Genomic DNA, 20,640 nt, shown 5'->3' with positions numbered 1-20,640 from the left:
ACCCACCCACACGGGGGTGTGGAAGGCCGGAACCAATAAATTATTGGCACTGACATTCATCGACACACTATTGAGTTCTCAAAGAACACACGCACACGGAACTTCGCGGGCTCTTTGTCCCGGTCGGTCTCCGTGGCTGCTTCCAAAGCTTAGCTCTTACCTCGCAGCAGAACCAAATCCGCTGGTCAGTGGAACTAATGTGATCATCAGGCGCTCCTCGTACAACCTCGTTTCCCAGGCCCTTGGGGCTCCGGGTCGGTGTCCGTGTCGCTCTGACTTGGATAAAGTTACGTGTCGCTACGAATGAAGTCAAATCGGCTGGTCAGAGGCGCGTGTCGCGCGAAAACAGCGTGCGCTTCGCACAACCCCGCGGCTGCGAGGTTCGAAATGTGTTCGTGCGAATCGTGCAATCCTCGCGAATGGTCTTACTGATGCACGTGCGGAGCGCACCCTAGGAAGGTGTACGTCTGCGATTCGTCGATCACGAGTGGCATTGTCGGCGAGTTCGCGGAGCGACTGTCCGACTCGGCCGATTCGAGCTGGCGGGTGAGTTGGTTGCCCGGGCGGGTGTTCTCCCGCGACCAGGCGCTGGCCGCGATCGAGTTGGTCGAACTGCTCTACGACCCGGTCCACACCGATGACGCCGAACTACAGGCGAGCGTCGCCGCGGCGGCCGCGACGCTCGGCATCCGCCCCATCGACGCCGCGTGCCTACTCTCCGAGCGACATCCCAACCGCTGAGCCGGCGCCGGAACGACGAAACCCCCGGCCCGAAGACCGAGGGTTCCGCTGTACGCCGGTAGGCGGGACTACAGACCCGCGCGCTCGATGAAGGTCAGCGCCGACGCCTTGTCCTTGAACCCGGTGACCGCGATGAACAGGTTCGTATCGGTGTTGAAGTACTCGAGGGCGCCGCTCACGCTCTTCTCGTTGAACCGGATCAGCTTGTTGCCCTGCTCGGTGAGCCGATCGGGGAACTGCTTACGCCACAGCGCGGGCAACTTCGACGGATCGGTGCTGATGTGCGCGAGCACCGCGCGATCCTTGGACGCGGAATCGGTGAGGCCCGCGATCAGCGAATCCGTCTTGAGAATGTTGAAATCCGCTCCGACGGTGAAGGAATCGTCGTCGGTGTAGCCGGGTGTGGTCGTGCGGTTGAAGTTCGGTGCCACCGCCGAGCGCAACGCCGCCGGCATCGCGTCGAGAATCGGCTGCACGTCTGGCGGCACCGCCGCGGCGGCCTTGGTGCTGGTGGTCGTGCTCGACTTCGTCGTCGACTTGGGCGATTTCGAGGACTCGGTGGTGGCCGCGGGCGCCGCGCTGGTGGTGTCCGGCTTCGCGGTGGTGTCGGAGTCGTCCTCCCCACCGGTGACCACGACGACCACGCCGATCAGAATCGCGAGGACCGCGACGGCGGCGACGCCGATCAGCACCGCCGGGGACTTCCCGCCGGGCGGGCCCGGCGGGTTCGGCTGTTGCTGCTGTCCCCACTGCGGTTGCTGCTGCGGGGCCCACTGCTGCTGCGGGGGCTGCCCGCCCTGCGGCGCCTGCCACTGCGGGCCACCCGGGCCCTGCGGCGAAAAGCCCTGCGGCGGTGGAGATTGCGGCGGGTACGGCTGCTGTGGCCGGCCGCCGTGGCCCGGCGGCACCTGCCCGTACGGACCGGAATTGCCCGGGCCGGGGCCCTGGGGTGGATAGGTCATGAGGTCTTCCCCTCCGCTGTGCGAGCCAACTCCCCTGGCTCGGCGTCCGGGCCGGAGCGTACCCGCGCGTGCGGCCCGCCACCACGCCGAAAGCCGGTCCACCACAGGGTGAACCGGCTTTCGAAGACGTGAACTCGCTGGTCGGTGTGCCACCGGCCGCGAGAGTCCGGGCTGTCTCAGCCCACGTTGTCGGTGCACTGCGAGACGACCAGGATGCCCGGCCCGCCCGACGCGCTCAGCGACGAGGGCCGGTAGGCCGCCTGCAGGGCCGCGCGCTCGGCCTCGAAGCGGGTCGCGCCGGTGCCCCGGTAGTACGTGGGGTTGGAGCCGGACTCCTTGGCGATCGCGCCGCAGCCGTCGACGAACCGCACCTCGACCGTGCACAGCGCGTAGCCGCACTCGCTCACCGCGTCCCAATCCGACTCCTGCCAGTTGGGGTAGTTGTAGGCGGTGCCCCAGCTCTCGGTGCCGTCCTCCCACTGCGCCAGCGCGATCGACCCGTAGTAGCGCCCGTCCGGCCCCGGCTCCGCGCTCGCGGTCCCCGCACCCGTCACCACACCCGCCGTCAACGCGACAGCGGCAAAACCCAGGGCAACCTTGCCCATTGCGAACATCGTGAAAACTCCCCATCGAATTGGCTTCGAACTGAAACCAGTTGCAGATCTTGGCTATTCGGTGCCCGATTTGTCCAATCGATTACCTGGCGCCGCGAACAGCAGACCACAGCCCACCGACACGAACGCGAGATCAACTCTGCGGCAGACCGAATCGGATGCTGTGCAGCCGCTGCTCGCCCGAGCACCACGCCCGGTACCGCAATTCCTCCGGCAGACCCGGCAGCGTCTCACGCAGCGCCGCCACGGTCGCGGCCGCCAGCTCCCGGCCACCTTCGCCGCCGATCGGCACCGTCAGCGTGTGGAGCGTCGTACCCGCACCATCCTGGGCCTCGAAGTAGCAGACCCCGTGCTCGACGGAGAAGTAACCCTGGACGAACGGCTTCGCGTCCGCCCTGTCCAGTACCCACACCAGGTCCGACACGTAGGGGCGCAGCAGTGGCAGGTCGGCGGCCAGCGAGGTGAACAACTCGGTGATCCGGCTCTCCAGTTCGGGCCAATCGGTCGCATGGGGTTCGGGACCCCACCAATTGTTCGGTCCCAGAACACCGTTCATCAGCTCGGTGTTCTCGAAATCGGTGAAGAGCTGCCACCGGTCCGGAGCGCGCCAGTCGTCGCTCCATTTCCATTCCCAATAGCCGAGGTTCTCGGTCGGCTCACTGGGTGCGATCGACAGATGGACCGCCGAGTAGCGACTGCTGCGTGACAGCGTGAAGGTGGTGTCCGGACGCCGCCAAATCGCGGTCGCGTCCGGCCCGCCGACCACCGGCGGAGGACCCAGCACTCGCACGCACTCCACCAGCGCGGCCGAGTACGCGGCGTCGAGACTGTCCGGTGCGAAATAGTGTGAGGTCCACACCGAGTCGAACTCACCGAACTCGAAGCGCGCGCTGTCGACATAGGACGGGGTCTTCGATCCGTACAGGATCGAGCGCGAGTCAGCGGTCTCCAGTTCGGCCTCGACGTTGGACTCGTCGTCCCGGCGCAGGGGCCACCCGATCGCTTCGAACATCACGTCGACCTCGGCCCGGGACCACGTTTCCAACCGGGCGCCCGTGAACACCGGGATCGCTCGCAGCAGCGGGCCTCGATCGACGAGAGCGGCCCGGCGCTCGGCTCGGGCGCGCACGGCGTCGGGCTGCTCGGCGGCGGCGCGCTGCTCCCGGATCTGCCGGTTGAGCGTCGGATTCTCGAGCGACAGGGAGAGCGAGGTCGAGCCACTCGCCAGGCACAACTCCAGGCCCGGCAGGGACCAGCGCTCGCGGCCGAACTCCTCGGACGGCTCTCCCCAGCGCCGCACACAGCGCTCACGGGTGTCGGCAGACGCCGCGGCCAGCATGTCCGCGTCATCGCACGAATCGGAGATCTGGAGAAAGAGGGCGTATACGGCGTCGGACGCCGGCATGACATGGGCCATCGGCCGCCGGATGTCGAGTCCGGTTGTCAGCAGGGTGGTTTCGCCGCCCGCGATCGGCCGGGACTCGGTCCAGCCCAGGTGGGATACGAGCCCGGGCACCTCACTCAGCGACCAGGTCCATTCGAATTGCGTTACCGCCGTGACGATTTCGGCGGCGCGCTCGAAATCTACTCGTAGAACTTCACTCACGTCGCGAGATTAGCGACGACCCCCGACAAGACACCGGGCCCGGTCACCATGCGGTGACCGGGCCCGGGTCATGCGATTCCGTTGCCGGAGGCGTGGACTAGAAGTCCATGCCGCCCATGCCGCCGGTCGGGTCGCCCGCGGGGGCGGCCTTCTCCGGCTTGTCGGCGACGACGGCCTCGGTGGTGAGGAACAGCGCCGCGATCGAGGCGGCGTTCTGCAGGGCGGAGCGGGTGACCTTGACCGGGTCGGCAACGCCGGCGGCCAGCAGGTCGACGTACTCGCCCGAATCGGCGTTCAGGCCGTGGCCGGCGGGAAGGTTCGAGACCTTCTCGGCGACGACGCCCGGCTCGAGGCCGGCGTTGAACGCGATCTGCTTCAGCGGCGCGGACAGCGCGACGCGAACGATGTTCGCACCGGTGGCCTCGTCGCCCGACAGGGTCAGCTCGTCCAGGGCCGGGGCGGCCTGCACGAGAGCGACGCCACCACCGGCGACGATGCCCTCTTCGACGGCGGCCTTGGCGTTGCGCACGGCATCTTCGATGCGGTGCTTGCGCTCCTTGAGCTCGACCTCGGTGGCGGCACCGGCCTTGATGACCGCGACGCCGCCGGCCAGCTTGGCCAGGCGCTCCTGCAGCTTCTCACGGTCGTAGTCCGAGTCCGAGTTCTCGATCTCGGCGCGGATCTGCGCGACGCGGCCCTTGATGGCCTCCGGGTCGCCGGCGCCCTCGACGATGGTGGTCTCGTCCTTGGTGATGACGACCTTGCGGGCGGTGCCCAGCAGCTCCAGACCGGCGGTGTCCAGGGACAGGCCGACCTCTTCGCTGATGACCTCGCCACCGGTGAGGATGGCGATATCGGCGAGCATGGCCTTGCGACGGTCACCGAAGCCCGGCGCCTTGACGGCGATGGACTTGAAGGTGCCACGGATCTTGTTGACCACCAGGGTCGACAGGGCTTCGCCCTCGACGTCCTCGGCGATGATCAGCAGCGGCTTGCCGGCCTGGATGACCTTCTCCAGCAGCGGCAGCAGGTCCTTGACGGTCGAGATCTTCGAGCCGACGAGCAGGATGTACGGATCCTCGAGGGTCGCTTCCTGACGCTCCGGGTCGGTGACGAAGTAACCCGAGATGTAGCCCTTGTCGAAGCGCATGCCCTCGGTCAGCTCCAGCTGGAGACCGAAGGTGTTGCTCTCCTCGACGGTGATGACGCCTTCCTTGCCGACCTTGTCCATGGCCTCGGCGATCAGATCACCGATGGACGAGTCGCCGGCCGAGATGCCCGCGGTAGCAGCGATCTGCTCCTTGGTCTCGACCTCCTTGGCGGTCTCCAGCAGGCGCGCGGTGATGGCCGCGACGGCCTTCTCGATGCCGCGCTTCAGGCCCAGCGGGTTGGCGCCGGCCGCGACGTTGCGCAGACCTTCGCGGACCAGCGCCTGGGCGAGCACGGTGGCGGTGGTGGTTCCGTCGCCGGCGACGTCATCCGTCTTCTTGGCAACTTCCTTGACGAGCTCCGCGCCGATCTTCTCGTACGGATCCTCGAGCTCGATTTCCTTGGCGATGGAGACACCATCGTTGGTGATGGTGGGGGCGCCCCACTTCTTCTCCAGCACGACGTTGCGGCCCTTGGGGCCCAGCGTCACCTTGACAGCGTCGGCCAGGGCGTTCAGACCCCGCTCGAGACCGCGGCGAGCCTCTTCGTCGTACGCAATTGTCTTGGCCATTGCGTTGAGATCCTCCAGATCAGGGGATTGACACGATCTGGCCAGGCTCGGTGCCCGCGACGGACGACCACAAGGGGCCTCACCGTCCCGACCTAGCACTCACAGGTCGGGAGTGCCAAGACCATTTTTAGCACTCTCCCCCAGGGAGTGCAAGGTCGGGGCGTGCGGCCCCGGGCCGCGCCTCCAACCTAGCCGGGATATACGGGAGCGACCCCCGAACCCCCGAACACACCCGGCGGCCCGGCCCCGCGGGGCGCGGACCCGTCTCTACCTGACCAAGCGGTCGTCGACCCGCAGCAACAGCGCTATCAGGGCGTCCGTGCGACGTTCCTCCGGCGTCCGCGGTTCCCCCTGCTCGATGTCGACGAGTTCGGCATCGTTGAGCAGGAGTTCGGCCTCGATTCGCATGATCGCGCGAATGAAGGCCGGTGCGACGTCGGGTGGCAGGTCACCGTTCACGATGTAGCCGCCGTCCGGCGTGTCCTCGGTCGAGACATAGGAGAGCGCGCGCAGCAGATCCGCGCGCGTTTCCCCCGCAACCAGGTCGGAACCCTCGTCGTCCGCCATACGGATATCCTATCGGGCGCGCCCCAGGAGTCACGTGAGGCTGCCCCAGCAACTGCTATTTCACTTCCGGCGCGTCCCCCGTGATGGACGAGAGCAGCGCCTCGAGATCCGCGGACACCGATTCCTTGTCCAGGCCGAGCCCGGACAGCACGCCCGTCCCGTCCTCGACATCGAGCAGCGCCAGCAGCAGATGCTCGGTGCCGATGTAGTTGTGACCCAGCCGAAGTGCCTCGCGGAAGGTCAGCTCGAGGGTCTTCTTGGACTGAGAGTCGAAGGGAATCAAGGCGGCGATCTTGTCCGCGGCGGCGGGCAGCGCGGCGGTGGCGACGCGGCGCACCGCGTCGACGCTGATGCCCTTGGCGATGATGATCTGCACCGCAAGCGATTCCGGTTCCTTCAGCAGGCCCAGGATGAGGTGCTCGGGGGTGATCTCGGCGTTGCTCGCGTCGCGCGCCTCCTCCTGCGCGGCCACCACCACGTGCCGGGCGCGCGGGGTGAAGCGCGCGAAGCCCGCGTTGGGATCGAGGGCGGCGGCTTCGGCGGCGTCGCCCGGGCCCTTGGGCACGAAGCGTTTCTGGGCGGCCTGTTTCGTGACGCCCATGCTGCCGCCGATGTCGGTCCAGGAGGCCCCGGAACGCCGGGCCTGATCGACGAAATGGCCGATCAGGTGGTCGGCGAGCTCACCGAGGTGATTCGCGACGACCACGGCGTCGGAGAGCTGGTCCAGGGCGTTGTCGGGGCGGGCCTTCTTGATGCCGGCGATCAGATCGTCGAGGCGGAAAGGATTCGTCATACGTCAACTCTAGGTTGACCATCACTTGATGGTCAACCGGTAGTTGACGATCGATCCCAATTTTTCCCGGCCCGACCCGTCAGGGCCTGGCCGCCCAGCCCGCGCCGCGCACGATGCTCTCCTTGAACCACACGGCCGGGCGGCCGGTGATCGCGCGGGCCGTCGGGGTGTCGTCGGGATCGAGGAACTGGATGACCGCGTCGCGGCGACCCAGACTCAGGCACTGGAAGTAGAAGCGGAACTTCCGGGCGGCCGGCTCCTTTCCGCGCAGGCGCGCGATGATCGCGGCCGCGGCGTACTTGCCCGCGGGCAGCGCGGTCGCGCAGGCCATGCGCAGTTCGCGGTCGCCGGGACCGGCGACGACCGCGGCATCGCCGACCGCGTAGACCTCCGGGTGCGCGGCGGTGCGCAGATCGTCGCCGACCAGGACCCGGCCGCGCGCGTCCACGCCCAGACCGGACCGCGCGGCCACGTCGGGCACGGTGAAACCGGCGGTCCACAGCACGGTGTCGGCGGGCACGTGCGCGCCGTCGACCAGCTCGAGGCCCGCCGCGGTCACCGCCGCGACCTTGGCCCCGGCGTGGACGCGCACGCCGAGCCGGTCCAGCACCGCCCGAATGTGCTTGCGCGCCTTGGCCGAGAGCCAGGCCCCGGGCTCGTCGGCGCTGATCAGCAGCACCTCGAGCTCCGGCCGCGATTCGGCCAGCTCGGTGGCGACCTCGATACCGGTGGACCCGGCGCCGACCACGGCCACCCGGCCCGCGAGCTCCGGCACCCGGGCCACATCCTCGGGCGTCGCCACCGTGTGGGCGTGCTCCGCGAGTCCGGGCACGCCGCCGGCGTCGGCCCGGCTGCCCAGCGCGTAGACGAGCGAGTCGTACGGCACCGCCGCGGCCCCCTCGAGCTCCACCCGCCGCGCCACCGGGTCGACGCGGGTCACGCGCGCCCGCACGAACTCGATTCCCTTGCGCTCCAGCAGTTCCCGCAGGTCCCAGCGCGGCACCTGCTGCCCCGCCACCACCTGGTGCAGCCGCACCCGCTCCACGAGCTCGGCGCGCGCGTCGATCACCGTGACCCGCACGCCCTTCGCCCGCGCCGCCTCCCGCGCCGCCGCGAGCCCCGCGTATCCCGCACCCAAGACGACGATTCGATGTTCCCCGGTCATGGCCGACCCCTTTCGCTGGTCCGATACCACTCAGACGGGACAGCCCACCGATCCCTGACAGTCCGGGACGTGTGCTGCGTCACGCCCGTGATGATCTGCCGGCCCCGTTCGGACCGTCAGACCGTGGGGTGGTCCGAACGGGAGAAGTACGCCAGCTTGTCCGGATTCACGACCAGGCGCAGCGACCCGAACCGCTCGGCGGTGAACTCGGCGGACAGCACCAGCAGCACGACACCGGGCGCGCGGGCGACCAGTGCCGGTGCGCCGTTGACGTTCTCGATGTCCACGCGCAGGCCCGGAACCGAGAACCGGAACAGGCCGACGAGGTAGCGGGCGACGCGATCGGGGCCGACGACCGTGCGGCGGGCGGCATTGACCTTGTCGCCGCCGTCGGCGACCGAGGTGATGTCGGCGGCGAACAGCGCGCCCAGGGCGTCGACGTCCCCGGCCTGCGCGGCGACCAGGAACTTCTCGAACAGCGCGCGGGCCTGTTCGGGCGCGGGATCGAAGCGCGGGCGATCCTGCCGGACGTGCTGGGTGGCGCGGCGGAACAGCTGCTGCGAGTTGGCCTCGGTCAGCTCGAGCATGTCGGCGATCTCGCGGTGGGCGTAGCCGAACGCCTCGCGCAGGACGAACACCGCGCGTTCGGCGGGGGTCAGGCGTTCCATCAGGGTCAGCATCGCCAGCGAGACCAGCTCCCGCTGTTCGGCCGACTCCAGCGGGCCGAGTTGGCCGTTGGGGGTCGCGACGGGTTCGGGCAGCCACGGGCCCACGTACGTCTCGCGGCGCGCCCGGGCCGAATCCAGCCAGGTACGGCACAGATTGACCAGGATCGTGGTCAACCACGCTTCGGCGGAACGGATGTCGGCGCGCTGACTCGCGTCCCAGCGCAGGTAGGTCTCCTGCACCGCGTCCTCCGCCTCGCTCGCCGACCCGAGCATGCGATAGCCCAGCGCGAACAGGCGCGGCCGATGTCGTTCGAACTCGGCCAGCCCCTCGGCATCCATCTGCCCGCCCCTCCTCGCGCTACGCGGTCGTTCGGGGACGATACGCCTGCGCCGGGCCCGGACCACCGTGACCATCCACACGTGCCCACGGTCGCCCGCGCCGCCAACCACGCACCAACGGGCGACCAATGACTCCGGCGGATTCGGCTGTCTCGCCGTGCCGTTGGATCGTCGCGCCGGCCGAACAGCGCACGTGCGGTGCGCTCGGCGGACACGCGACGCCGGTCGGCGGGGCCGGGCATGTGCGATGTGCCGGCATCGCTTCCCGCGTCGGCACGACCGGTCCATCGCCCTCCGGTGCCGACTCTCCGCCGAGCAGGGGTATCGCCGCGCCGGGTCCTGCGGAGTTGTCCGACGCGCGACACCGGATTATCGAGCGGTCGCGCCGATCGCGTCAGCCATCACCGTGCCGGCCGAATTCGCCTCTCCGCACACGAGCTTGGCGGTGCTGAGCGCGACATTGGGGCTGCCCTCGAACTTCGAGCCGGGATTGGCCGCCAGCACCTGCTGAATGACTTTGATCTCGGTGTCGCCGTCGAGCTCACGGAATTCGCCACAGGTTGTCTGGGCGCCGTTGGGCGCGCTGTCCTTCTTGATCACGGTGGTGACCGGGGCGGCGGTCGGCGGCTCCACCGGCGGCGCGGCCGGGGTGGTGACCGGGGTGGCCGTGACCTGGGCCGCGGCGGCGGTGACCGAGGCGCTCTCCGACGTGCTCGCCGCACCCGTGGAAGTGTCCGAACCGCAGGCCGATAGGCCCAGTACCAGCGCGCCCGCCGCGAGGGCACCCACAAAGATCCGCTTCATACCCTGCTTTCCGAACTCTCCGGGAGTGTCTGCGCGCCGGACCCGCCCGGCGCTCGCAGCAGCGTACCCGGACCCGGCGGTTTCGCGCAGTGGCAGTTCGGAGCCCGCAAATTCCCGGCGATCGCGATCGAGAGTGGCCGGAGCGCACCGGATATCGGTGCGCCCGGCCCGCGGGATCAGTTCAGCTGACCCCGCCAATCCGCGGGCACGCGCTCGCGCGGACCCGGCACGCTCTGCTCCAGCGGATGGTGGTGCGGCGCGACCAGGTCCGGGCCGTTGCCGTACATGTCACCGCTGTCGTAGTTGTAGAACCAGCTCTCGCCCGGCTCGTAACTCTGCGCGAACGGGTGGCCCGCCTCCTGGAAGTGCTTGGAGGCGTGCTGCGACGGCGAACTGTCGCAGCAGCCCACATGCCCGCACTGCGCGCAACGACGCAGATGCAGCCACCAGCCCTGCGCCGCTTCGCATTCCACGCAGCCCGGCCCGCTGGGCGGAACCGTCGTGTCGATGCCCTCGATCCGTTCCGGCTGTTCCGACATCACTGACCTCCTGTTTCGGCGAGTTGCGGTGTCATGTCCTCGGCGGCGTCCAGCGGCAGCCGCACGATGAAGCGGGTGTCACCCGGCACGGACTGCACCCGGATGTCACCGTGATGCTTGTTGACCACGATCCGGAACGAGATGTCCAGGCCCAGGCCCGTGCCCTCGCCGACCGGTTTGGTGGTGAAGAACGGTTCGAAGATGCGGGTCCGGATCTCCTCCGGCACACCGGGCCCGGTGTCGCCGATCTCCACCGCGACGCAGTCGCCGTCGCGGTAGGTGCGCACGGTCAGCGTGCCGCGGCCCGCCATGGCCCCGATGGCGTTGTCGATCAGGTTGGTCCACACCTGATTGAGTTCGGCCGCGTAGCAGGGCACCGGCGGCAGCCCGAGGTCGTATTCCTTGACCACCTCGATGTCGTCGCCGATCTTGCGGCCCAGCATGACCAGGGTGCTGTCGAGCAGTTCGTGGATGTCGACGACCTGGAACGGCGCGCGGTCCATCTGCGAGTACTGCTTGGCCGCGTTCACCAGCGTGGAGATGCGCGTGGTGGAGTCGGCGATCTCGTTCATGAGCAGTTCGGTCTCGACGGTGTAGTTGAGCCAGCGGATCGCGCCCTCGAAAACCGGTCCCTCACAGGCGGACAGGGTGCCCTTGACCTTCTCCAGCCAGTCGACGTCGAAGCCCGCCTGCACGAAGTTGGCCGCGATGTCCCAGCCGAAGCTGATGCCGTGGTTCTCCAGCCAGTCGCCGAGTTCGTCCTCGCGGTCGGCGGCTTCCAGCGGCGTCAGAATCGGGGCCTTGGCGACCTGGGCGGCCGCCTCCTCCTGCAGCTGCACCAGGTTTTCCAGGGTGGCCGAGTCGAACTTGCCGTGCGCCATCATCTTCAGCTTGTGCCGCATCCCGGCCACGCGTTCGCGCAGCGAGGAGGTGGCGCGGACCGCGGCGGCGGCCGGGTTGTTCAGCTCGTGGGTCAGGCCCGCGGACAGCGAGCCCAGCGCGAGCAGCCGTTCCCGTTGCCCGATGCGCTCATTGGCGTTGCGGTTGCCGAAGAACACGCCTTCGAGCAGGTGCACCGCCATCGGGAACCACTCCTGCATCATGGCGGAGAAGATCCCGGCGTCGAGCACGAAGAACTTCGAGGGCCGGGTGACGTAGAACGAGCCGGAGTAGTGCTGATCGATCTTGTCGCCCATGTACGCGGTCCACGCGCCGGCGTAGACGCCGTGGTGATCGGTGCGGACGAGTTCGATCTCCTCACCACCCGACATCTTGGTCAGGCGGACCTCGCCGTCCATGAGCACGTAGAAACAGGTGCCCGGATCGCCCTCGCGGAAGACCAGTCCCGGTTCGTAGCGCTCGACGCGGCCGTCCCGGCACAACCACGCCAGTTGTTCGTCGTTCAGCTTCTCGAACAGGAACAGGTCGCGTAGTTCGTTCGGATCGCAGATCAGATTCGTTCCCACGGCACTCCTACTGTTTCGCCAGGTAGCGGTGGACCAGCATGACGGCCATCGCGCCCTCGCCCACGGCCGAGGCCACCCGCTTGGCCGATTCCGAGCGGACGTCGCCCGCGACGAAGACGCCGGGCACGCTGGACTCCAGGTGATGCGGCGGGCGCGGCAGTTCCCAGCCCGCCGGGCGCGCGCCGTCGACCATGAGGTCCGGGCCGGCGAGCACGTAGCCCTTGTCGTCGCGGAAGACCACGCCGTCGAGCCAGTCGGTCTCGGGGGCCGCGCCGATGAACAGGAACAGCCGTTCCGCGTCCACCTTCTCCTCGGCCCCGGAGGCGTTGTCGCGCACCACCAGGTGCTCGAGGTGATCGTCGCCGTGCGCGGAGACCACCTCGGTCCGCGCGCGCAGTTTGATGTTGGGTATCTGCTCGATCTGCTGGATCAGGTAGTGCGACATCGAATCCACCAGCGACTCCGCGCGCACCAGAATGTGCACCGTGCGCGCGTGCCGCGACAGGTACACCGCCGCCTGGCCCGCCGAGTTGGCGCCGCCGACGATGTAGACGTCCTTGTCCGCGCAGTCCGAGGCCGCGGTCATGGCCGAGCCGTAATACACACCGCGACCGGTGAATTCGTCGACGCCGGGGGCCGGGTGGTGCCGGTAGTTCACGCCGGTGGCGATGAGCACGCTGTGCGCGGCGATGCTGCCGCCGTCGGCGAACTTGACCACGCGGGCGGATCCGCACGCCTCGAGGGACACCACTTCGCGCGCGGTGATGAGTTCGGCCCCGAATTTCACCGCCTGCCGCCTGGCACGGTCGGCGAGTTGTGCGCCGGAGACGCCGTCCGGGAAGCCGAGGTAGTTCTCGATGCGCGAGCTCTGTCCGGCCTGGCCGCCGGTGGCGGTGCGTTCGACCAGCACCGTGCGCAGGCCCTCGGAGGCGCCGTACAGGGCCGCGCCCAGTCCGGCCGGGCCGCCGCCGACCACGATGAGGTCGTAGAAGTCACCCGCGGGCGCGACGTTGAGGCCGACCGCGGCGGCCAGTTCCGAATCGGTCGGCATGGCCAGGACCTTGCCGTCGGAGTTGATGATGAGCGGGCACTGATCCTCGGTGGCGTCCGCGGCGGCCAGCAGGCGCGCGCCCTCGGGCTCGTCGACCTGGTACCAGCGGTACGGCAATTGGTTGCGGGCCAGGAACTCCCGCACCTGCGAGCAGCGGGCGGACCAGCGGTGGCCGACGACCTTGGTCTCGGTGACCGGCCGGTGTTCGTCCCCGCGCCACGCCTCGAGCAGGGCGTCGATGACCGGGTAGAGCTTCTCCTCCGGCGGGTCCCACGGCTTGAGCAGGTAGTGGTCGAGGTCGACCACGTTGATGGCCTCGATGGCGGCGTCGGTGTCGGCGTAGGCGGTCAGCAGCACGCGCCGGGCGTAGGGGTGCAGGTCCATGGCCTGCTCGAGGAATTCGACGCCGTTCATGTTCGGCATCCGGTAGTCGGCGATCAATACCGCGACCGGCTGGCCGCGCAGTTTCAGTTCCCGCAGTACCTCGAGGGCATCGGCGCCGGATTCCGCGCGCAGGATGCGGTAGTCGGCGCCGTAGCGGCGGCGCAGATCGCGAACCACGGCCCGGGAGACGCCCGGATCGTCGTCCACGCTGAGGATGGCCGGTTTGGCGGCAGCTGGTGAGGTCACCTAACGATTATGCGGCGAGGTGGCAAATTGGCAGGTCGCGACGCCCACCGCCGGCTCAGATGCGATGGTGTTGAACAAGATCGAGCTCGCTCGGGGTGAGTAGTCGTTCGAACTGCTCTTCCAGTTCCCCGTTGGCCTTCGAACGGCCCAGGCGGCTCGGGCGCTGCGGTGCGCCTGCGCGGGTTTCGGCGGGGAGGATCGGCACCGTTTTGTTCTTGCGATGCAGGAGCGAGCGCAGTTTCACGGCCGATCACCTCACGTTTCCATCGGAAGCAGGTGGCTGTGGTCTGTATCCAGGTCTATCCGACATTGTGCTCCGGCCATTACATTTCGCAGATCGGCGGCACCGGAATGTAATGCACTTGATCTTCAGTGTTCGGATCGCTGTTCGAATCGACGATCATGTTCGATACCGTTCGATTGCTGCGGCCCGTAGCGCCCGAACTAGGATGAGCGGTACTGATCGTCACACTCTCGGAGGCAGCGTTGCCGAACAAGTTGGAAGCCACCATCGATATCGCGGCAGCGCCCGAGCAGGTGTGGAGCGTCATCTCGGATCTCAAGCGGATGCCCGAGTTCAGCCCGCAGTGCATTCGGATGCAGCCGCTGGGCAAGGTCAAGACCGGCACCTGGACCGTCAACCTGAACAAGGACGGCGCGAAGGTGTGGCCGACCACCTCGCGCATCGTGCGTTTCGAGCCGAACCGGGCGCTCGCCTTCCGGATGAACGAGAACCGCACGGTCTGGAGCTTCACCCTCGAACCCACCGCGGAGGGCACCCGCGTGACCCAGCGCCGCGACGTGCCGAACGGCGTCACCTGGATCATCCGCAAGGTCATCGACACCTCGCTGGGTGGCGAGGCCCCGTTCGAGGCGGCGCTGGTCTCGGGCATGAACGAAACCCTCGGCAAGATCAAGAAGACGGTCGAGAAGTAGTCGCCACCGCGCCCGGCCGCGTGTGTTTTCCGGTCCGGCCGGGCTCGGGTGCCCTAGGTTCGCCGGTATGCGACGACGACTTCTTGGTATCTGCGGCGCGGCCACCGGTCTCGCGCTGGTGTTGACCGGCTGCGGCAGTTCGGGTTCCGACGGTGATCGCACGGTCACCGTGGTCGGGAACGGCAAGGTGCAGGGCGTACCCGACGTGCTCAACGCCGACCTCGGGGCCGAGGTGACCGCGGCCGACGTCTCCAGCGCCGTGGACGGGGTGAACGACAAAGCCGCCGCCATGAGCGCGGCCATGGTCGCCGCCGGGGCGAAGAAAGAGGACATCCAGACCAGCGAGCTGTCGGTGCAGCCCACCTACGGCCCCGAGGGCCGGACGATCACCGGCTACAAGGCCACCAACAACGTGCACATCGCGGTGCGGGACCTGCCCAAGGCCTCGGCGATCCTGGACGCGGCGGTCAAGGCCGGCGGCAACGACACCCGCATCAGCTCGGTGGCCTTCGGCCTGGAGGACAACACCAAGCTGCTCGCGGACGCCCGGGCGCGCGCCTTCGACGACGCCAAATCGCGCGCGGAGCAGTACGCCGACCTGGCCGGGGCGAAGCTGAAGGACGTCCGGACCATCAACGAGGGCAGCTCCGGCGGTGACTTCCCCGTCATGCGCGACGCCGCGCCGTCGGCCTCGGGATTCAGTCTGGAACCGGGCCAGGAGACGGTGACGTTCACCGTCACCGTCGTCTGGGACCTCGGCTGAGCCCGCGAAAAGGCAAGCGCTACTTCCAGTTCGGCATCGTCACGACCTGTGCCGCGTAGGACAGGCCCGCGCCGAAGGCGATGAGCAGGGCGGTGCCGCCGGGTTTGGCGTCGCCGTTGCGCAGCAGCGCTTCCATGGCCAGCGGGACCGAGGCGGCCGAGGTGTTGCCGGTCTCCTCGATGTCGTTGGCCAGCGCGCAGTGCTCGGGCAGTTTCAGGACCCGGGCCATGATCTCGATGATCCGGCCGTTGGCCTGGTGCGGGACCATCGCGTCGAGATCGTCGGGCGTCAGGCCCGCGCGCTCGATGGCGTCGCGGCACACCTTCTCCAAAGAGTGTGCGGCCCAGCGGAACACGGCCGTGCCCTCCATGGCGAGATACGGGCGCACGGCGTCGAGGCCCTGCTCGTCGATCTCGCGGAAGAATTCCATCCAGTCCTTGGTCTGGCGGATGGCGTGGTGCTGGGTGCCGTCCGAACCCCAGACGGTCGGGCCGATGCCCGGTTCGTCGGAGGCGCCGACCACGACCGCGCCCGCGCCGTCGGCGAACAGGAACGCGGTGCTGCGATCGGCCGGGTTGACGGCGTCGGTCAGCCGTTCGACGCCGATGACCAGCACGTTGCGCGCCGTGCCGCCCTTGACCAGGTCCGAGGCCACCGCCAGCGCGTGGCAGAAGCCGGCGCAGCCCGCGGAGATGTCGAAGGCCGCGGCCGCCTCGAGTCCGAGTTCGGTGGCGATCTGCGGTGCGGCGGCCGGGGTGAGCAGCAGCCAGGTGGAGGTGGCGACGATGACGGCGTCGATCTCCCCGGGCGCTATCTCGGCGGCTTCGATGGCATCGCGGGCGGCCGCGCTGCTCATGCTGATGATCGTCTCGTCGTCGGACGCGAAGCGGCGGGTGCGGATGCCGGAGCGCGTGCGGATCCATTCGTCGCTGGAGTCGATCGGTCCGGCGACCTCGTCGTTGGTCACCACCCGAGCCGGACGGTAGACGCCGAGGCCGAGTATCGCGGTGTGCTCTACCCCGCTGATCGAGGCAATTCGAGCAGCCATGGTGCTTCTCCTATGTACTGCGGGTCGATCATGACCTTCATCGGGCCCCCACCCGTGCGGAACGCCGTACACAGCCGGCGCGTAAGTGAAACCGCAGACATGAGGCTCCCTCATATTAATCAGGAAAGCCTCTCACGCGTGTGGGTTCGATCACAATTCGGAGTACTTGCTGCCCCGGTCACCCCGCTGTCTCCCACGGAGACCACGAGCGCTGGGCCACCTTCACGTAGTGTGTGAGCGCGGTGCTTTCCGCACCTTCCCGCGCATGAAAGAGGAGCTTGTGGCCCGCCGTCCCACCCCGCCCGGCACTCCCGAAACCACCGGACTCGGCCACGTCGCCGATCTGGTACGCCATGCCATCCCGCCGCTGCACCCGGCCGGCCTGCCGTTCGTGGCGGCGCCGCTGGCGGTAGCCGTGCTGGGTTTCCGGCGTAAGTGGGTTCGCCGCACGGGTCTGTTCGCCGCCGCCGCGACCGCCACGTTCTTCCGGCATCCGCATCGCGTCCCGCCGAACCGGCCCGGTGTCGTGGTCGCGCCCGCCGACGGCGAGGTCGCGCTCGTCGACACCGCCGTTCCCCCCGCGGAACTGAACCTCGGCGATCAGCCGCTGCCCCGGGTGAGCATCTTCCTGTCCGTACTCGACGTGCACGTGCAGCGCGCGCCGATCGCGGGCAGCGTGGAGAACATCGTCTACAAGAAGGGCCAGTTCCTCTCGGCGGACCTGCCCGAGGCGAGTGACGCCAACGAGCGCAACAGCCTGGTGCTGGTGACCGAGGGCGGTCAGCGCCTGGCCGTCATCCAGATCGCGGGCCTGCTCGCGCGGCGCATCATCTGCGAGCCGAAGATCGGCGACAAGCTCACCATCGGTGACACCTACGGTCTCATCCGGTTCGGTTCCCGCGTCGACACCTATTTCCCGGCCGGCACGAAGCTGCTGGTGGTGCCCGGTCAGCGGACCATCGGCGCGGAAACGGTGCTGGCCGAACTGGTTTCGTGATGGAACAACTCGCGCCCGCACCGTTGGAGCGCCGCCGCAATCGCACCGTGCGCCTGCTGCCGAGCATGGTCACCATCCTGGGGCTCTGCTCGGGGCTGTCCGCGGTGAAGTTCGCCATGGAGAACAACCTCGCGTTCGCGCTGGCGCTGATCGGCGCGGCCGCGATCTTCGACATGCTCGACGGCCGCATCGCCCGCATGCTCGACGCGACCACCAAGATGGGCGCGGAACTGGATTCGCTGTCCGACGCCATCGCGTTCGGCGTCGCGCCGGCGCTGGTGCTGTACGTGGCGTTCCTCGAGGCCGACAGCGTCGGCTGGATCGTGGCGCTGATGTTCGCGGTCTGCATGGTGCTGCGCCTGGCCCGGTTCAACACCCTCATGGACGACGACTCCCGGCCCGATTGGCAGCGTGAGTATTTCGTCGGCGTGCCCGCTCCCGCGGGCGCGCTCATCGCGCTGCTGCCGATCGCGCTGTCCGTGCAGTTCGGCGACGGCTGGTGGGACAGCTTCCCGGTGGTCGCGATCTGGGTCATCCTGACCGGTCTGCTGTGCGTGAGCACGCTGCCGACGCTGGCCATCAAGTCGGTGTCGGTCGCGCCGCGCACCGCGCCGCTGCTGCTGGTGCTGGTGGCCGTGGCCGCCGCGCTGCTGGTGACCTACCCGCTGATCCTGATGATGGCGCTGGTCGTGCTGTACCTCGGGCACATTCCGTTCGCCATCCGTTCGGCCCGCTGGGTGGCCGCGCGTCCGGAGACCTGGGATCACAAGCCGGCCGAGCGCCGGGCCCAGCGCCGCGCGCAGCGCCGCCGCCCGATCGCGAGCATGTCCTCCGCACGTCTGCGCCTCCGGCGTCCAAGCGCCCGGCTCTGACCCGAAAACCGGCTCGACCGCCCACGGTTTCCGGCCCGCGAGGGTCGCGGACCGTGGGCGTTCGGCTTTCCCGGCCCGACCCCCGGCGGTGGCGCGCACATTTCCAGCACAATGGGTGCCGTGCCCGAACTCGCGTTGACCGCCCGGCTCAATTCCGCCCCCACCGATTCCCGGCGGGGTCTGGTCCGACTGCATCCGGAGGCACTGGCCGCGCTGGGCCTGCGGGAGTGGGACGGCATCTCGCTGGTGGGGGCGCGGCGCACGGCCGCGGTGGTGGCCCTCGCCCCGGCCGGGACCGCGCCGGGCACCGCGCTGCTCGATGACGTGACGCTGTCCAATGCCGGGGTGCGCGAGGACGCCACCGTGGTGGTCGCGCCGGTCACGGTGTACGGCGCGCGGCAGATCTCGGTGACGGGTTCGACGCTGGCGACCGCGAGCATTCCGGAGACGACGCTGCGCCAGGCCCTGCTCGGCAAGGTGGTCACGGTCGGGGACACGGTCTCGCTGGCCCCGCGCGACCTCGGTCCGGGTACGAGCAATTCCGCTGCCACCCAAGCGCTTTCCAAGCTGTTCGGCTACGCCTGGACGTCGGAGCTGCTCACCGTGACGGCCACCGATCCCGCGCCGGGCCCGGTGAGCGTGCAGCCCAACAGCGCGGTGGTGTGGGGGCCGGGGGTGGCCGCCACCGATTCTCCGCGCGCGCTCATGGGCGACGACCAGTCCCAGGCTCCCGATCGACTGGACCGGCCCGCCGCGGCTCCGCGCCCCGCTTCGGCCGCGCCGGTGTCGGCGGTCGCGGTGGCGGATCTGGCGGGGGTGCAGGCCCAGGCCGCCAAGCTGACCGAATGGCTGAACCTGGCGCTGGACGAGCCGGAACTGCTCAGGACACTGGGCGCATCCTCGCAGTTGGGCGTGCTGGTGACCGGCCCGGCCGGGGTCGGCAAGACCACGCTCGCGCGAGCGGTGACCGGCGCGCGGCGGCTGGTGGAGCTGGACGGCCCGTCGGTCGGGGCGACCGAGAGCGGCACCCGGCTGCGCGAGGTCGGCATGGCGGTGAGCGAGATCTGTTCGGGCGCGGGCGGAGTGCTGCTCATCACCGACATCGACGCGCTGCTGCCCGCCGAGCCGGAACCGGTGGCCACCCTGATTCTCGATCAGTTGCGGGCCGCGGTGGCCGCGCCCGCGGTGGCGCTGCTGGCCACCACGGCGCATCCGGCCCGGGTCGATGCCCGGTTGCGGGCGCCGGATCTGTGCGATCGCGAGGTGTCGCTGCCGCTGCCGAACGCGGCGGTGCGCGCGGCGCTGCTGGAGCAGCTGTTGCGCCCGGTGCCCGCCGAGGGGCTGGTTCCGGCCGAGATCGCGGCGCGCACACCGGGTTTCGTGGCCTCCGATCTGGCGGCGCTGGTGCGCGAGGCGGCGCTGCGGGCGGCCTCGCGGGCCAGCCGGGAGCAGTCCGAGCCGAAGCTGCGGCAGGCGGATCTGCTCGGCGCGCTGGAGGTGATCCGTCCGCTGTCGCGGTCCGGGACCGAGGAATTGGCCATCGGCAGTCTGGGTTTGGACGACGTCGGGGACATGGTCGAGACCAAGCAGGCGCTCACCGAGGCGGTGCTGTGGCCGCTGCGTCACCCCGATTCGTTCGCCAGGCTCGGTATCGAACCGCCGCGCGGTGTCCTGCTGTACGGCCCGCCCGGCTGCGGTAAGACCTTCCTGGTGCGGGCGCTGGCCAGTACCGGGCAGTTGAGCGTGCACGTGGTCAAGGGCGCCGAGCTGATGGACAAGTGGGTCGGCTCCTCCGAGCGCGCGGTGCGGGAATTGTTCCAGCGCGCACGCGATTCCGCGCCGTCGCTGGTGTTCCTGGACGAGGTGGACGCGCTCGCGCCGCGGCGCGGGCAGAGCAGTGATTCAGGGGTCACCGATCGGGTGGTGGCGGCGCTGCTGACCGAACTCGACGGGGTGGAGCCGCTGCGCGATGTCGTGGTGGTCGGCGCGACGAACCGCCCGGATCTCATCGATCCCGCGCTGACCCGCCCGGGCCGGCTGGAACGGCTGGTGTTCGTGCCGCCGCCGGACGCCGCGGCGCGGGCCGAGATCCTGCGCACGGCGGCCAAATCCGTGCCGCTGGCCGCGGGGGTCGATCTCAAGAAGCTGGCGGTGGAACTGGAGGGCTACTCGGCGGCCGATTGCGCGGCGCTGTTGCGTGAGGCGGCGCTGTCGGCGATGCGCCGCGATGTGGACGCGTGCGACGTGACGGCCGCGGACATGGCCGCGGCGCGCGCGGCGGTGCGGCCGTCGCTGGATCCGGATCAGGTGGAATCGCTGCGCCGATTCGCGGCGCAGCGCGCGGCGTCGGGGTAGTTCG

The 20,640-nt window shown here is 69.2% G+C and carries 20 protein-coding genes; 6 read left to right on the top strand and 14 right to left on the bottom strand.

Annotated elements, in window-relative coordinates:
- Positions 1-459: 459 nt before the first annotated feature.
- Positions 460-741 carry a hypothetical protein gene (locus ACWDOP_RS28600; protein WP_456347507.1) on the top strand — a complete coding sequence of 94 codons (282 nt, stop codon included), beginning with the start codon at positions 460-462 and terminating at the stop codon, positions 739-741.
- A gap of 68 nt (positions 742-809) precedes the next feature.
- Here the strand turns inward: ACWDOP_RS28600 and ACWDOP_RS28595 are convergent, their stop codons facing one another.
- From ACWDOP_RS28595 to ACWDOP_RS28535, 13 genes are all read right to left on the bottom strand, one after another.
- Positions 810-1,703, bottom strand: coding sequence for a hypothetical protein (locus ACWDOP_RS28595; RefSeq protein WP_456347506.1), 894 nt, complete (start codon positions 1,701-1,703; stop codon positions 810-812).
- A 176-nt stretch (positions 1,704-1,879) separates the two neighbouring features.
- Entirely contained in the window at positions 1,880-2,308 is a 429-nt protein-coding gene (locus tag ACWDOP_RS28590; RefSeq protein WP_454204605.1) for a DUF4189 domain-containing protein, read from the bottom strand.
- 142 nt (positions 2,309-2,450) lie between these two features.
- Positions 2,451-3,923, bottom strand: a complete 1,473-nt coding sequence (locus tag ACWDOP_RS28585) for a DUF6301 family protein (RefSeq protein WP_456347505.1) — start codon at positions 3,921-3,923, stop codon at positions 2,451-2,453.
- 97 nt (positions 3,924-4,020) lie between these two features.
- Positions 4,021-5,643: a chaperonin GroEL gene (gene groL, locus ACWDOP_RS28580; RefSeq protein ID WP_454204603.1), complete on the bottom strand. Its 1,623-nt coding sequence runs from the start codon at positions 5,641-5,643 to the stop codon at positions 4,021-4,023.
- A 267-nt stretch (positions 5,644-5,910) separates the two neighbouring features.
- On the bottom strand, positions 5,911-6,210 hold the full coding sequence (locus tag ACWDOP_RS28575; RefSeq protein WP_454204602.1) for a hypothetical protein: 300 nt from the start codon (positions 6,208-6,210) through the stop codon (positions 5,911-5,913).
- Between the two features lie 55 nt (positions 6,211-6,265).
- Complete coding sequence (locus tag ACWDOP_RS28570) at positions 6,266-7,003, bottom strand: Clp protease N-terminal domain-containing protein (RefSeq protein WP_454204601.1); 738 nt, start codon at positions 7,001-7,003, stop codon at positions 6,266-6,268.
- 79 nt (positions 7,004-7,082) lie between these two features.
- Complete coding sequence (locus ACWDOP_RS28565) at positions 7,083-8,168, bottom strand: NAD(P)/FAD-dependent oxidoreductase (protein ID WP_456347504.1); 1,086 nt, start codon at positions 8,166-8,168, stop codon at positions 7,083-7,085.
- Between the two features lie 116 nt (positions 8,169-8,284).
- Positions 8,285-9,175 carry an RNA polymerase sigma-70 factor gene (locus ACWDOP_RS28560; RefSeq protein ID WP_456347503.1) on the bottom strand — a complete coding sequence of 297 codons (891 nt, stop codon included), beginning with the start codon at positions 9,173-9,175 and terminating at the stop codon, positions 8,285-8,287.
- 369 nt (positions 9,176-9,544) lie between these two features.
- Positions 9,545-9,979 (bottom strand): hypothetical protein, encoded by a 435-nt coding sequence (locus ACWDOP_RS28555; RefSeq protein WP_456347502.1) that lies wholly within the window; start codon positions 9,977-9,979, stop codon positions 9,545-9,547.
- Between the two features lie 176 nt (positions 9,980-10,155).
- Entirely contained in the window at positions 10,156-10,518 is a 363-nt protein-coding gene (locus ACWDOP_RS28550; RefSeq protein ID WP_456347501.1) for a UBP-type zinc finger domain-containing protein, read from the bottom strand.
- Positions 10,518-11,984 carry an ATP-binding protein gene (locus ACWDOP_RS28545; protein ID WP_456347500.1) on the bottom strand — a complete coding sequence of 489 codons (1,467 nt, stop codon included), beginning with the start codon at positions 11,982-11,984 and terminating at the stop codon, positions 10,518-10,520. Before ACWDOP_RS28545 ends, ACWDOP_RS28550 begins: the two co-directional genes overlap by 1 nt.
- A gap of 7 nt (positions 11,985-11,991) precedes the next feature.
- On the bottom strand, positions 11,992-13,665 hold the full coding sequence (locus ACWDOP_RS28540; RefSeq protein ID WP_456347499.1) for an FAD-dependent oxidoreductase: 1,674 nt from the start codon (positions 13,663-13,665) through the stop codon (positions 11,992-11,994).
- 55 nt (positions 13,666-13,720) lie between these two features.
- On the bottom strand, positions 13,721-13,909 hold the full coding sequence (locus ACWDOP_RS28535; RefSeq protein WP_456347498.1) for a hypothetical protein: 189 nt from the start codon (positions 13,907-13,909) through the stop codon (positions 13,721-13,723).
- 242 nt (positions 13,910-14,151) lie between these two features.
- On the opposite strand from ACWDOP_RS28535, the gene ACWDOP_RS28530 reads away from it, so the two are divergent.
- On the top strand, positions 14,152-14,601 hold the full coding sequence (locus ACWDOP_RS28530) for an SRPBCC family protein (protein ID WP_454204593.1): 450 nt from the start codon (positions 14,152-14,154) through the stop codon (positions 14,599-14,601).
- Between the two features lie 67 nt (positions 14,602-14,668).
- A complete protein-coding gene (locus ACWDOP_RS28525; RefSeq protein WP_456347497.1) occupies positions 14,669-15,364 on the top strand; it encodes an SIMPL domain-containing protein in 696 nt (231 codons plus the stop codon).
- Positions 15,365-15,383: 19 nt separating this feature from the next.
- Here ACWDOP_RS28525 and ACWDOP_RS28520 read toward each other — a convergent pair whose 3' ends face one another.
- Positions 15,384-16,412 (bottom strand): beta-ketoacyl-ACP synthase III, encoded by a 1,029-nt coding sequence (locus ACWDOP_RS28520; RefSeq protein WP_456347496.1) that lies wholly within the window; start codon positions 16,410-16,412, stop codon positions 15,384-15,386.
- A gap of 280 nt (positions 16,413-16,692) precedes the next feature.
- On the opposite strand from ACWDOP_RS28520, the gene ACWDOP_RS28515 reads away from it, so the two are divergent.
- The 3 genes from ACWDOP_RS28515 to ACWDOP_RS28505 all read left to right on the top strand — a co-directional run bounded on the left by ACWDOP_RS28515 (position 16,693) and on the right by ACWDOP_RS28505 (position 20,636).
- Positions 16,693-17,409, top strand: a complete 717-nt coding sequence (locus tag ACWDOP_RS28515) for a phosphatidylserine decarboxylase (RefSeq protein ID WP_454204616.1) — start codon at positions 16,693-16,695, stop codon at positions 17,407-17,409.
- Complete coding sequence (gene pssA, locus ACWDOP_RS28510; protein WP_454204590.1) at positions 17,409-18,281, top strand: CDP-diacylglycerol--serine O-phosphatidyltransferase; 873 nt, start codon at positions 17,409-17,411, stop codon at positions 18,279-18,281. The genes ACWDOP_RS28515 and pssA overlap by 1 nt, the downstream gene beginning before the upstream one ends.
- A gap of 120 nt (positions 18,282-18,401) precedes the next feature.
- Positions 18,402-20,636: an AAA family ATPase gene (locus tag ACWDOP_RS28505; RefSeq protein WP_456347495.1), complete on the top strand. Its 2,235-nt coding sequence runs from the start codon at positions 18,402-18,404 to the stop codon at positions 20,634-20,636.
- Positions 20,637-20,640: the final 4 nt, after the last annotated feature.

The organism is Nocardia sp. NPDC003693 (assembly GCF_053981095.1).
The sequence above is the reverse complement of the archived record's forward strand: the minus strand, read 5'-3'. Positions and strand labels throughout refer to the sequence as shown.